The organism is Psychrobacter sp. 16-MNA-CIBAN-0192 (assembly GCF_040309565.1).
GTDB lineage: Bacteria > Pseudomonadota > Gammaproteobacteria > Pseudomonadales > Moraxellaceae > Psychrobacter.
Map to the genome: position 1 here is coordinate 52,629 of NZ_JBEOOX010000001.1, position 13,555 is coordinate 66,183.

At 43.2% G+C, this 13,555-nt stretch carries 9 protein-coding genes; all 9 read left to right on the forward strand.

All coding sequences use genetic code 11. The annotated features are described in order from the left end of the window. Nucleotides 1-340 precede the first annotated feature (340 nt). Nucleotides 341-727 carry a succinate dehydrogenase, cytochrome b556 subunit gene (sdhC, locus tag AAEY78_RS00235; protein ID WP_352336318.1) on the forward strand — a complete coding sequence of 129 codons (387 nt, stop codon included), beginning with the start codon at nucleotides 341-343 and terminating at the stop codon, nucleotides 725-727. Between the two features lie 20 nt (nucleotides 728-747). Then, the gene (sdhD, locus tag AAEY78_RS00240) at nucleotides 748-1,134 is read left to right on the forward strand and encodes a succinate dehydrogenase, hydrophobic membrane anchor protein (RefSeq protein ID WP_352336799.1); all 387 of its coding nucleotides are present in this window, start codon (nucleotides 748-750) and stop codon (nucleotides 1,132-1,134) included. Between the two features lie 177 nt (nucleotides 1,135-1,311). After that, nucleotides 1,312-3,162: a succinate dehydrogenase flavoprotein subunit gene (gene sdhA, locus AAEY78_RS00245; RefSeq protein ID WP_352336320.1), complete on the forward strand. Its 1,851-nt coding sequence runs from the start codon at nucleotides 1,312-1,314 to the stop codon at nucleotides 3,160-3,162. A 257-nt stretch (nucleotides 3,163-3,419) separates the two neighbouring features. Then, nucleotides 3,420-4,130, forward strand: coding sequence for a succinate dehydrogenase iron-sulfur subunit (locus AAEY78_RS00250; protein WP_352336322.1), 711 nt, complete (start codon nucleotides 3,420-3,422; stop codon nucleotides 4,128-4,130). 1,065 nt (nucleotides 4,131-5,195) lie between these two features. After that, the gene (locus tag AAEY78_RS00255; RefSeq protein WP_352336323.1) at nucleotides 5,196-8,060 is read left to right on the forward strand and encodes a 2-oxoglutarate dehydrogenase E1 component; all 2,865 of its coding nucleotides are present in this window, start codon (nucleotides 5,196-5,198) and stop codon (nucleotides 8,058-8,060) included. A 197-nt stretch (nucleotides 8,061-8,257) separates the two neighbouring features. Beyond that, nucleotides 8,258-9,484, forward strand: coding sequence for a 2-oxoglutarate dehydrogenase complex dihydrolipoyllysine-residue succinyltransferase (gene odhB, locus AAEY78_RS00260; RefSeq protein WP_352336325.1), 1,227 nt, complete (start codon nucleotides 8,258-8,260; stop codon nucleotides 9,482-9,484). Between the two features lie 322 nt (nucleotides 9,485-9,806). Next, nucleotides 9,807-11,255: a dihydrolipoyl dehydrogenase gene (gene lpdA, locus AAEY78_RS00265; RefSeq protein ID WP_352336326.1), complete on the forward strand. Its 1,449-nt coding sequence runs from the start codon at nucleotides 9,807-9,809 to the stop codon at nucleotides 11,253-11,255. 141 nt (nucleotides 11,256-11,396) lie between these two features. Next, nucleotides 11,397-12,563 carry an ADP-forming succinate--CoA ligase subunit beta gene (sucC, locus tag AAEY78_RS00270; RefSeq protein WP_352336328.1) on the forward strand — a complete coding sequence of 389 codons (1,167 nt, stop codon included), beginning with the start codon at nucleotides 11,397-11,399 and terminating at the stop codon, nucleotides 12,561-12,563. A 101-nt stretch (nucleotides 12,564-12,664) separates the two neighbouring features. Beyond that, a complete protein-coding gene (gene sucD / locus AAEY78_RS00275; protein WP_062534534.1) occupies nucleotides 12,665-13,540 on the forward strand; it encodes a succinate--CoA ligase subunit alpha in 876 nt (291 codons plus the stop codon). Nucleotides 13,541-13,555: the final 15 nt, after the last annotated feature.

The window sequence follows — 13,555 nt, forward strand, 5'->3', positions numbered from 1 at the left end:
GTTATCTTTTTTGCGTTAAGGCGCTTGGAAGTGACGAGCTGCTCATATTAGATGAGCAACTGTACTTTAATGGTGCTGGTTATTGATGCTGGTTTTTATTGATATTGTTTTCTTATTAAATGGTATATAAGCGGCAGATGTCTATACTAGATGTGAACATGTTAGATGTGACAACGCCGAATGTGTCTTTTATGATTGATTTGCACGCTATTAACTTTACATTAACAAGGTCAGCTAGCTAGCTATCCCTTATCTTATTCATCTCGTGTAGTGCTATATACTTTTAGGTGCATATTACCGATTGGTGTCTTAGTTACTGCAAAAGTATAACCGCAAAAGGATGCCCGCTGTGAAAAGCAACCGCCCCATAAATCTGCCGCTGAGCCAAGTGATTAGCGTGAATAGTTCACCGATTGCCATTGCTTCAATTCTGCATCGTATCTCTGGCATTGTCCTATTTTTACTGATTCCGGTCATGTTATGGCTGCTGCAAAACTCTTTGGCATCGCCTGAGAGTTTTGAGACTGTTTTTGATAATGTTTTTGTGCGCTTTTTGGCGTGGATTTTTGTCGCTGCCATTGCTTATCACTTTGTGATGGGTATGAAGCATTTATTTGCTGATATGGGTATGAACGAAGAGCTGAATTCTGGCCGTGCTGCCTCTATGATCAGCTTTGTAATTGCAGCGATTTTAATTGTCGCGTCATTTGTATGGGTGATGTTCTAATGAATAAACATGATTCAAGTATCAAAAGCGCCACAAGTTTGACCGGTTCCGGTACTCGCGATTGGATGGTTCAGCGTATCAGTGCCGTTATTTTAGCGGTCTATAGTGTGGTGTTACTGGGTTTCTTTTTGACCCATGGTGACGTCGATTTTTACGAGTGGTCAGGGTTTATGACCAGTCTGCCGATGCGCCTATTTAGCTTGCTTGCAGTGCTGGCGCTTGCTGGTCACGCTTGGGTTGGGATGTGGACGGTATTTACTGATTACATCACGACGGGTAAATTGGGTCCTAGTGCCTCAGGTTTACGCTTGGTGCTACAGTCTGTGATGATTATCGCTATTTTAGTTTTCTTGTTCTGGGGCATCATGATTTTTTGGGGTAGTGGCTTCGGTGTCGTTGCTGTTTAACTCTCAGATAGATTTGCACGTTTTAGTAAGTGGTTGAAGGCAGCTTAGATGTCCAGTTTGTAGGGTTCTATCATCCTAACCCGTGCTTTGAGTCTATGACTCAACTCGGATGGCATGACTGGCTAGGCGGTCTTTGTATTTACTTCGCAAGTATTAACAGGCATTAGGAAAACCATAATGGCAACACGACAAGACAATACGATCAGCAACATCAAAACCCTTAATTACGATGCGGTTATCGTTGGTGGTGGCGGCTCAGGAATGCGTGCTTCACTACATTTGGCTCAAGCGGGTATGAAGGTTGCGGTATTGACTAAAGTATTCCCAACCCGCTCACACACGGTAGCAGCGCAGGGCGGTATTGGTGCCAGTCTCGGCAATATGAGTAATGACAATTGGCATTTTCACTTTTATGATACCGTTAAAGGGTCAGATTGGTTAGGTGATCAAGACGCTATTGAATATATGTGCCGTGAAGCGCCAAAAGTCGTTTACGAGCTTGAGCATATGGGCATGCCGTTTGACCGTAACGAAGATGGGACGATTTATCAGCGTCCATTCGGTGGTCATACTTCAAACTATGGCGAAAAAGCCGTACAACGTGCATGTGCAGCGGCTGACCGTACGGGTCACGCGCTACTACATACCTTGTATCAAAAGAATCTTGAGCAAGGCACAGAGTTCTTTATCGAGTGGATTGCCCTTGATTTAATCAAAGATGATGCCGGTAATATCAATGGTGTCATCGCGATTGAACAAGAAACGGGCACCGTTGCGGTATTCCAGTCTCCGATTACTGTTCTTGCAACGGGCGGAGCAGGTCGTATCTTTGCCGCGTCTACCAATGCGTATATTAATACTGGCGACGGTATCGGTATGGCAGTTCGTGCTGGTATTCCATTGCAAGACATGGAGTTTTGGCAGTTCCACCCAACTGGCGTTCACGGCGCTGGCGTGCTATTGACCGAAGGTTGCCGTGGTGAAGGCGCAATCTTACGTAATAAAGATGGCGAAGCCTTTATGGAGCGTTATGCGCCAACCGTAAAAGACTTAGCTCCGCGTGATTTGGTTTCTCGTTCTATGGATCAAGAAATCAAAGAAGGTCGTGGCTGTGGACCAAATGCTGACCATATCGTAATGGATATGACCCATTTAGGCGTTGAAACCATCATGAAGCGCTTGCCATCGGTATTTGAGATTGGTAAAAACTTTGCGAACGTTGACATCACCAAAGAGCCAATCCCAGTTATCCCAACCATTCACTATATGATGGGCGGTATTCCTACTACTATTCATGGTCAAGTTATTACCCCTGATTTAGAAGCCGGTGCAGATGAAGACGGCTTATATCAAAAAGGCACTGTGGTTAAAGGTCTTTACGCGATTGGTGAATGTGCGTGCGTTAGTGTCCACGGTGCCAACCGTCTAGGTACCAACTCATTACTTGATTTAGTGGTCTTCGGTCGTGCCGCGGGTAAACATATTGTTGATGAATTCCATCATGCCGACCATGACTATAAACCACTAGATACCCATGTGCTTGACTATACTGTAAAGCGTTTAGACAAGTTGCAGCAGTCAACATCAGGCTACAATGCGCAAGAAGTGGCGGATGAGATCCGTGCCATTATGCAAAAGCATGCCAGCGTGTTCCGTACCCAAGCTTTGATGGATGAAGGGGTGAAGCAGATTTTAGCGCTTGAAGATAAAATTGACCAAATTCATCTGACTGACAAATCACAAGTCTTTAATACCGCGCGTATTGAAGCCTTTGAAGTCGCAAATCTGTATGAAGTGGCAAAAGCGACCATGGTATCAGCTGCGCATCGTCATGAAAGCCGCGGCGCGCACAGTGTCTCTGATTATGACCGCCCAGAAGATGATGACTATGCACCAAACGGTCGTAATGACCACGACTGGATGAAGCACACGCTTTGGTACTCTAAAGGCAACAAAATCGTCTATAAACCAGTTCGCAAAATCCCGCTAACCGTAGATTATGTTGAGCCAAAAGTTCGCGTGTACTAATTCGTGTGTACTAATCATTTGAGTTATTAATCAGTTATCGTGTCCATTGAAATTATATTGGTTGGGGCACGATGATTGAACTGTTTTATCCTTTATTCATTTAATAAAAGGTGACCGCAAGCGACAAGACTTTAGCCAAATCAAATCAACGCTGATGGGAATGATAGCTCTATATAATGTAGTTCTGTACCACCCTAAGCGCGATTAGATCATCGGTTTTGTCTGCCCGCCATCATCTTAAGTGTGGAGTTTAGCTTATGAGCCGTGGTACTCGCACCATCGAAATCTACCGCTACGATCCGGATCAGGACGCAGCGCCACGTATGCAAACCTATACGATTGAGCTACTTGACTCTGATCGTATGTTGCTTGACGTGCTTTTACGTTTAAAGTCGCAAGATGAAAGCCTAACTTTCCGTCGTTCATGCCGTGAAGGTATTTGCGGCTCGGATGGGATGAACATTAACGGTAAAAATGGTTTGGCATGTTTGATTAACATGAATACCTTGCCAGAAAAAGTAGTCGTTCGTCCTTTACCGGGTCTGCCCGTAGTTCGTGATTTGGTCGTCGATATGAACCAATTTTATGAGCAGTATGAAAAAGTACACCCGTTCTTAATCAATGATCAACCAGCGCCGCCAACCGAGCGCTTACAATCTCCTGAGCAACGAGAAAAAATGAACGGTCTGTATGAATGTATCTTATGTGCTTGCTGTTCAACCAGCTGCCCATCTTTTTGGTGGAATCCAGATAAATTCCTAGGACCAGCGGCATTATTAAACGCCAATCGCTTTGTCGTTGATAGCCGTGATACCGACACGCGTGCCCGTTTAGCGCGTTTGGATGATCCGTTTAGCTTATTCCGTTGCCGCGGTATCATGAATTGTGTATCTGTCTGTCCAAAAGGCTTAAACCCAACCAAAGCCATTGGTCATCTGCGCAATTTGTTACTCGATCAAGCAGGCTAATGGCATCACTGTCTGCTTAATTGATATAAAAAAACACCGTCTATAACTAGGCGGTGTTTTTTATATCTGTTTGCAAGCCTATTTATAATCTTACAAATAGCCAATTCGCAACTAAATCATCAGGTCACAAATATCTATCATAATGTAATGCTAAGGCAAGATCACGTTGATAGCATGTAAAAAATTATCCGAATGTTATAGTCAGCCCGTATTATAGTCAGCCCGTATAGTGATAATATTAATAGGTTTTCATTTAAACAAAAGCAATTATAAACGTTCATAAAAAATATTTGGCTAAGGGTGCTATTCAAAGTATAAAATAGTTGACCAAAAAGACAAGTTTTTTAAAAAAATCGCAATATCTTAAAACTTGGGATAAAAATATGGTTCTAAAGGTGCTATTATAGCAACGTTAAAATTTATCTACGGTTGGCAGCAACCAAATTTCGTCACCATTATGAATCTCTAGCTAATATTGAATAAGTAGCCGAGTGATATTCGGTATTTATTAGCTAAATACTGAATATTGAATAAACAAACTATGGCTGGCATCTTATTCATGCTATCCTAGATAGCAATGTATGTTTGGCAAAAAACAGCGTTTATCAGTCAAGGAAAGACTTTTGCAGCAGGAAATAGCTGAGTAATTAGCTAGCTGAATGACATACCTATTTATCCAGCCTTCTATAGGTTGAGATTGATGTGCTAAGAGCCCGTTAATCATAATAGGCTATGGCTGATGTCAGTATATATGAGTTAATTTTGTGGAACGAAGCAAGATACAAGACTGAACGTTCACAAATAATTAACCCTATCAGTTGTAATGATGCTGCCCAATCTATATTTATTCGATATATTTATGGCAGCACGTTGCAGAGTTTTGTAAGATCGAGCAACATCAACGTCGAGCTTATGGAGCACTGGTAGTCAGTAATAGCCTCTCAGCAATCGCATTCCTTGCAAACAGTATCCTATGATATACGCCATATATAGCGCCCTGCATATAACGGATTACACAACAATAAGCACGATTCCATTCATTTATCTATCAAATAGACGATTATTATGAATAGTATAACTAAACAAGCAGCTAATGTAGATCATACAGAACTCGCTGCTGACAATGCCCATTATATCGAATCCCTCTACGAGCAATTCTTAAGCGACCCTAATAGCGTCGATGCAGAATGGCAGGATTATTTTAAACAATATAAGTCAGAAAATGACGCCGCCCACCATGCCATTCAAGACCAGTTCTTACTGCTTGCGCGCAATCAAACTGCGAACAAGGTATCAACTGGGGCTGCTGGCACATCTGGCAGTACGGCAAACTGTGCTGACCCTAAACAGATGGGCGTGCAACAGCTTATTTCTGCTTATCGTCGCCGTGGGCATCGTCGTGCTCAGCTTGATCCGTTACAGCTACATCCGCGCGCTGCGGTTGAAGACTTAACGTTAGCATATCATGGCTTATCAGACGCTGATCTTGATACCGTCTATTCTACGGGCGATTTGAGCATTGGTAAGTCTGAAGCGACTTTACGCGAAATTATTGAAATCATGGAGCGTGTATATTGCCGTCATATCGGTATTGAATACATGCACGTGACCACCAGCACTGAAAAGCGTTGGATGGAAAAATATTTAGAAACCAATCACGGTCATATCGAATTCGATAAAGACAAGCGTTTGTCTATTCTTGAGCGCTTGACAGCAGCTGAAGGGCTTGAAAAATATCTAGCCCGTAAATATACCGGTGTGAAGCGTTTTGGCTTGGAAGGCGGCGAAAGCTTTATTCCTGCTATCAATGAGATCATCCAACGTGCTGGCGGTTATGGCACCAAGGAAGTGGTCATTGGTATGGCTCACCGTGGACGCTTAAACCTACTGGTTAACGTTCTAGGTAAAAACCCAGCCGACTTATTCGATGAGTTCGATGGTAAAGTACAGCCAGAAAAAGGCTCAGGCGACGTTAAATATCATAACGGTTTTTCTTCTAACGTTATGACTCCAGGCGGCGAGACGCATTTAGCCCTTGGTTTTAACCCATCGCATCTTGAGATTGTTTCTCCTGTGATTCAAGGCTCAGTTCGCGCCCGCCAAGTACGTCGTAACGACACTACTGGTAATCTGGTTCTACCTATTGTTATCCATGGTGATGCTGCTTTTGCAGGTCAAGGCGTGGTACAAGAGACTTTCCAGATGTCACAGACTCGTGCTTATACCACGGGCGGCACCGTACGTATCGTTATTAATAACCAAGTTGGTTTTACCACCAGCCGTCAAGAAGATGCGCGCTCTACCGAATATTGTACTGATGTGGCAAAAATGGTTCATGCGCCTATTCTGCACGTTAACGGTGATGATCCTGAGTCAGTCATATTTGCAGCTCAGCTTGCGCTTGATTACCGTCATGAATTTGGTAAAGACATCATTATCGACTTGTTCTGCTATCGCCGTAACGGTCATAACGAAGCGGACGAGCCGTCTGCCACTCAGCCACTTATGTATGCGGTCATCAAGAAATTACCAACGACCCGTGCTATCTATGCTCAAAAGCTGATTGCTGAAGGCGTGTTGACTGCTGAAGAAGAAACCAAATACGAAGATGAATATCGTGAATCATTAGATCGTGGCGAATATGTAGCGAACTCTCTGGTTCTTGAGCCTTCTTCAGACTTATTTGTAGATTGGTCGCCATACTTAAATCATGAGTTACAAGACGACTGGGATACTAGTGTCGATATTGAAAAATTAAAAGCTTATGGTCGCCGTATGGCAGAGATGCCAGAAGGTTACAAGTTACAGCGTCAGGTACAAAAAGTCGTTGAACAGCGTCTAGCCATGCAAACCGGCGAAGAGCCATTAAACTGGGGCGCGGCTGAGACTTTAGCGTATGCTACTTTAGTTGATAACGATGACCTATTGGTTCGTATCACCGGTGAAGACGTCGGTCGTGGCACGTTCTCGCATCGCCACAGCGAGCTGTTTAATATGGAAGATGGCAGCATGTATGTGCCGCTTGCCCATATTAGCGAAGACCAAGCCCGCTTTGCGACTTATAACTCATTGTTATCAGAAGAAGCGGTATTAGCCTTTGAATACGGTTATGCAACCACTGTTCCTAATGCCTTAATCATTTGGGAAGCGCAGTTTGGTGACTTTGTTAACGGTGCTCAAGTAGTTATCGACCAGTTTATCGCTAGTGGCGAAACCAAATGGCAGCGCGTTTGCGGCTTGACGATGTTGTTACCACACGGTTTTGAAGGTCAAGGTCCTGAGCATTCATCTGCTCGCCTTGAGCGCTTCTTACAGTTGTGTGCTGAAGACAATATGCAAGTTATCACGCCAACAACTCCAGCCCAGATTTATCATGCGTTACGTCGTCAAGGCGTTCGCCCGATTCGTAAGCCTTTGATTGTTATGTCCCCAAAGAGCTTACTGCGTCATAAGCTGGCAACCTCTCAATTAGAAGAATTGGCAACTGGCAAGTTTGAAACGGTTTTATCAGATGTTGACAATGTCAATCCAGAACAAATCACGCGTCTCGTCTTGTGTGGTGGTAAGGTTTATTATGACTTGCTTGAACAGCGCCGCGCTTTAGGTCTTGACCATGTTGCGATCGCTCGCATTGAACAGTTATATCCGCTACCAGAAGAACGCTTAGTGGCTGAAATTGAAAAATATAGCAACTTAGCTGAGATTGTATGGACACAAGAAGAACCGCTTAATCAAGGTGCTTGGTATTATCTAGCACCTGAGATGTATCGTATTGTTGTGCCACATCCAACTAAAGCTCGTATTGTTGATCCGGTTGCGCGTCCTGCTAGTGCAGCACCAGCGACAGGTTCTGCTAAAATACATTTACAGCAGCAGCAAGCATTGATTGCTGGTGGTCTTGGCATTAGCGTCGATGAGTTGGCTAAATAACTTATTCCAGCTATGACAATTCTAGTAAGAAATTTAAAGCGTTAAATAACATTTTTATCAATCAGGCGATGGCAGCCAGTATCTATTAGACTATTTATCCATAGTGCTTACCTATAGCATTGCTATGGATGATAGATACGGGTTGCTCATCACGACTTCATAATAAATAGTAATATCTACATCTAAGGAGTATATCGATGGCTGAGATTAAAGCCCCCGTTTTTCCAGAATCGGTTGCCGACGGTACAATCGTTGAATGGCATGTCACTGAAGGTCAACAGGTTAATCGTGATGATCTATTAGCTGAAATCGAAACTGACAAAGTAGTATTAGAAGTGGTTGCCCCAGATAATGGTGTGGTAACTCGTATTGTTAAGCATGTTGACGATATAGTATTGTCAGATGAGTTGATTGCAGAGTTTGAAGCTGGCGCAAGCGCTAGTGCCGCACCTGCCGCTGAGTCTGCTCCAGTGCAAGAAAAGCAAGCAACTGATGGCGGCGCACCTGTACAAGCAGCTGCTAGTACTGGCGGTGTAGAAGCAGATCATAAAGATCAAAGCCCAGCAGTGCGTAAAGCTGCTAAAGAATCTGGCGTTGATCCTAAAGACGTTGAAGGTAGTGGTCGTGGTGGTCGTGTTACTAAGAGTGACATGAGCAGCCCAACCCTAAAAGCGGATAGCAGTATTAAAACTGACAGTGGTCAGCCCGTTGCTGAAGCTGGTCCACGTAGCGAAAGCCGTGTACCGATGACGCGTCTACGCAAGACCGTTGCAAATCGTTTATTAGCAGCTTCTCAAGAAACGGCAATGTTAACCACGTTTAACGAAGTCAACATGAAGCCGTTGATGGATATGCGTGCTAAGTATAAAGATCAGTTCGAAAAGCGTCATGGTACGCGTTTGGGCTTTATGTCGTTATTCGTAAAAGCTGCAACAGAAGCACTAAAACGTTTCCCAGCAGTGAATGCATCGTTAGATGGTAATGATATCGTTTATCATGGTTACTATGATATCGGTGTTGCGGTATCTTCTAATCGTGGTCTTGTCGTGCCAGTATTGCGTGATACCGATCAGATGAGCATGGCGGATGTTGAAGCCAAGATTCGTGAGTTCGGTGGTAAAGCACAAGAAGGTAAACTTGGTCTAGATGATATGACTGGCGGAACGTTCACCATTTCAAACGGTGGCGTATTTGGTTCACTCATGTCAACGCCTATCTTGAACCCACCGCAAACTGCTATTCTTGGTATGCATGCTATTAATGATCGCCCAATGGCGGTTAATGGTGAAGTTAAAATCTTACCAATGATGTATCTTGCCTTGTCTTATGACCACCGTATGATTGATGGTAAAGAAGCAGTACAATTCTTAGTTACCATTAAAGAGTTGGTTGAAGACCCTACTTTGTTACTTTTAGATCTTTAATTTTTTAAGCTTGTATTGGTAATGACCGATACAAGCTTTTAAACCTGTGATGCAGGTATCGCTTAGAGTTCTATTTGCGACTTATTAAATTTTAGATATCAATCATTCGGTACTTCTTATTGCGCCCAAAATCATATTTTTATAATTCTAATCATTATTTGTGACTATAAATAACGGATAAAATACTCATGTCTTCAAGCCGATTTGGCGATAAGGCGTGTACTGCGTTTATCAAACATTACTAGTTTTATAGAAAATGCTGGCTTTATTAAAGATATGCAGAATAAGTGACACGATAAACAAAACATGGAAACATATTATTATGAAAGATAATTATGATCTAGTCGTTATCGGCGGCGGTCCTGGTGGTTATGTAGCAGCTATTCGTGCAGCTCAACTGGGTATGAGCGTGGCTTGTATTGAAAAACGTATTTATAAAGGCACGCCTGCACTTGGCGGTACTTGCTTAAACGTCGGTTGTATCCCATCAAAAGCTTTACTTGATAGTTCGCATCGTTACGAAGCAACTAAGCATGACCTTGATGAGCATGGTATCAGTACTGGTGATGTTGCTATCGATATCGAAACCATGATAGGTCGTAAAGAAGCTATTGTTAAGCAATTAACGGGTGGTATTGCTGGTTTATTCCAAGGTAATGGCATTGACTGGTTGCAAGGTTGGGGTACTTTAGTTGACGGTAAAGGTAGTGACAAGAAAATTAAATTCACAGCTGAAGATGCTGCTGAATCTACTATTACTGCAAAGAATGTCATCCTTGCTTCAGGTTCTATCCCTATCGATATTCCAGTTGCCAAAACTGACCATGACCGTATCGTTGACTCAACGGGTGCATTAGATTTCACTGAAACCCCTAAGCGTTTAGGTGTAATCGGTGCTGGTGTAATCGGTCTTGAGCTAGGCTCTGTATGGCGTCGTTTGGGTTCAGAAGTCGTCGTGTATGAAGCGCTACCTAGTTTCTTAGCTGCGGCTGATAAAGACATCGCTAAAGAAGCTGCTAAAATGTTCAAAAAGCAAGGCCTTGATATCCGTGTTGATACCAAAGTTATCAAAGCTGAAATCGATGGTGATGAAGTTGTGGTCACTAGTGAGAACAAAGGCGAATCTACAGAGCAGCGTTTTGATAAGCTAATTGTTTGTGTTGGTCGTCGTGCTTATTCAGAAAAATTGCTAGGTGATGACAGTGGTATTACCTTGACTGAACGTGGCCTAATCGACGTTGATGACCAATGTAAAACCAACCTTGATGGCGTTTATGCTATCGGTGACTTAGTACGTGGCCCAATGCTTGCGCACAAAGCATCAGAAGAAGGTATCATGGCTGTTGAACGCATCCATGGCGAAAAAGCTCAAGTTAACTATGACACTATTATCAATGTCATCTACACGCACCCAGAAATTGCATGGGTGGGTATGACTGAGCAAGAAGCCACTGAAGCAGGTTTTGAAGTTAAGACCGGCTCATTTAGCTTAGCCGCTAATGGTCGTGCCTTGGCTCAAAGTGAAGGCGAAGGCTCTATCAAAGTCGTTGCTGATGTTAAAACGGATCGCTTGTTAGGTATGCATGCGATTGCTGCTGGCGCTGGTGACATCGTCCATCAAGGTATGATTGCGATGGAATTTGTATCAAGCATCGAAGATCTGCAACTGATGACTTTTGCACATCCAACGATTTCAGAAGCCGTACATGAAGCTGCTTTATCAGCTGATGGTCGTCCTATTCACGCCATTCAGCGTAAAAAACGTAAATAAGTTACGCTTTACCCTGACTCTTAATACCATGGTCTATTAGATTATAGGCGTAGCATTAAAAGTCAAAAAGTGCGCCAAACTGATGTGGACGCGCACTTATTTTCACTTTTTATTAATTGTAAAAAATAAAGGATACAATCAATGAATTTACATGAGTATCAAGCAAAACAGCTATTAAAAAGCTACGGTTTGCCAATTCAAGAAGGCATCATTGCCCATAATGGCGACGAAGCAGCAGCAGCTTTTGACAAAACTCCAACTGATATTGCTGTTATTAAAGCACAGGTTCACGCTGGTGGTCGCGGTAAAGCGGGCGGCGTTAAACTGGTTAAGACTCGTGAAGAAGCCAAGCAAGTGGCTGAAGAGCTTATCGGCACGAACTTAGTAACCTATCAAACGGACGCGGCTGGTCAACCAGTAAACTTCGTATTGGTTGCAGAAGATATGTATCCTGTACAAACTGAGCTATATCTTGGCGCTGTTGTTGATCGCTCTTCACGTCGTGTGACGTTTATGGCATCAACTGAAGGTGGTGTTGATATCGAAGAAGTGGCTAACAATACTCCAGAAAAAATCTTTAAAACGAGCATTGATCCATTGGTTGGTTTATTGCCATTCCAAGCGCGTGAAGTGGCGTTTAAATTGGGTCTTGAAGGCAAGCAAATCAATCAATTCGTTAAATTAATGTCTGGTGCTTATCAAGCATTCGTTGAAAACGACATTGATTTACTTGAAATCAACCCATTAGCGGTTCGTGAAAATGGCGAAATCGTTTGTGTTGACGGCAAAATTGGTATCGACTCAAATGCTTTGTATCGTCTGCCTAAAATTGCTGCGCTGCAAGACAAATCACAAGAAAATGAGCGTGAGCTTAAAGCAGCTGAGTTTGACCTAAACTATGTTGCGCTAGAAGGCAATATCGGTTGTATGGTTAACGGTGCTGGTCTTGCAATGGCAACGATGGACATCATCAAATTGTACGGCGGCAAGCCTGCTAACTTCTTGGACGTTGGCGGCGGGGCAACTAAAGATCGCGTTGTTGAAGCTTTCAAAATCATTTTGGAAGACAGCAGCGTTGAAGGTGTTCTAATCAACATCTTCGGTGGTATCGTACGTTGTGACATGATTGCAGAAGCTATTATCGCTGCTATCAAAGAAGTTAACGTAACAGTACCTGTTGTTGTTCGTTTAGAAGGTAACAATGCTGAGCTTGGCGCAAAAATCCTAGAAGAATCTGGTCTAAAATTGATTTCAGCTCAAGGTTTATCAGACGCTGCTCAAAAAATCGTTGACGCTGTTCAAGCCTAATTGCTTAAGCATAAAAGGCATCTGTTGTCATTCTATAGTCGTTAATATTTAACGCAGGATGGGCAGATGCCTATAAGACAATCGCATACAAGGATAAAATAATGAGTGTATTAATTGATAAAGACACCAAAGTATTGGTGCAAGGTTTTACTGGTAAGAATGGTACGTTCCACTCAGAACAAGCTATTGAGTATGGTACTAAAGTTGTTGGTGGCGTAACTCCAGGTAAAGGCGGTCAAACGCACCTAGGTTTGCCAGTATTTAACACCATGAAAGAAGCAATGGCAGCGACTCAAGCTGACGCTTCTGTTATCTATGTACCAGCTCCTTTTGTACTAGATTCTATCGTTGAAGCGATTGACGCTGGTGTGAAACTGATTGTTGTGATCACTGAAGGCGTACCAACGCTTGATATGCTAAAAGCAAAACGTTATCTTGAAGAAGCAGGCGATGTACGTCTGATTGGTCCTAACTGCCCAGGCGTGATCACTCCAGGTCAGTGCAAAATCGGCATCATGCCAGGTCATATCCATCAGCCAGGTAAAGTGGGTATTATTTCACGCTCTGGTACGTTGACCTATGAAGCCGTTGCTCAAACGACTAAACTTGGTTTTGGTCAGTCTACCTGTATCGGTATCGGTGGTGATCCGATCCCTGGTATGAACCAGATTGATGCGCTTAAATTGTTCCAAGAAGATCCACAAACTGAAGCGATTATCCTAATCGGCGAGATTGGTGGTACTGCTGAAGAAGAAGCAGCTGCTTATATCAAAGATCATGTGACCAAGCCAGTTGTTGGTTATATCGCTGGTGTTACAGCACCTGAAGGCAAGCGTATGGGTCATGCCGGCGCTATTATTTCTGGTGGTCAAGGTACAGCTGAAGATAAATTTAAAGCGTTCGAAGCAGCAGGTATTGCTTACACGCGTGACCCATCAAAATTGGGTGAGAAACTAAAAGAAGTTACTGGCTGGTAAGTCGTTATATAAACA

What these genes read in the sequence shown, in the direction of transcription:
- sdhC (WP_352336318.1), top strand. Translation starts at nt 341, where the DNA reads ATGCCCGCTGTGAAAAGCAACCGCCCCATAAATCTGCCGCTGAGCCAA.
- sdhA (WP_352336320.1), top strand. Translation starts at nt 1,312, where the DNA reads ATGGCAACACGACAAGACAATACGATCAGCAACATCAAAACCCTTAAT.
- AAEY78_RS00250 (WP_352336322.1), top strand. Translation starts at nt 3,420, where the DNA reads ATGAGCCGTGGTACTCGCACCATCGAAATCTACCGCTACGATCCGGAT.
- AAEY78_RS00255 (WP_352336323.1), top strand. Translation starts at nt 5,196, where the DNA reads ATGAATAGTATAACTAAACAAGCAGCTAATGTAGATCATACAGAACTC.
- odhB (WP_352336325.1), top strand. Translation starts at nt 8,258, where the DNA reads ATGGCTGAGATTAAAGCCCCCGTTTTTCCAGAATCGGTTGCCGACGGT.
- lpdA (WP_352336326.1), top strand. Translation starts at nt 9,807, where the DNA reads ATGAAAGATAATTATGATCTAGTCGTTATCGGCGGCGGTCCTGGTGGT.
- sucC (WP_352336328.1), top strand. Translation starts at nt 11,397, where the DNA reads ATGAATTTACATGAGTATCAAGCAAAACAGCTATTAAAAAGCTACGGT.
- sucD (WP_062534534.1), top strand. Translation starts at nt 12,665, where the DNA reads ATGAGTGTATTAATTGATAAAGACACCAAAGTATTGGTGCAAGGTTTT.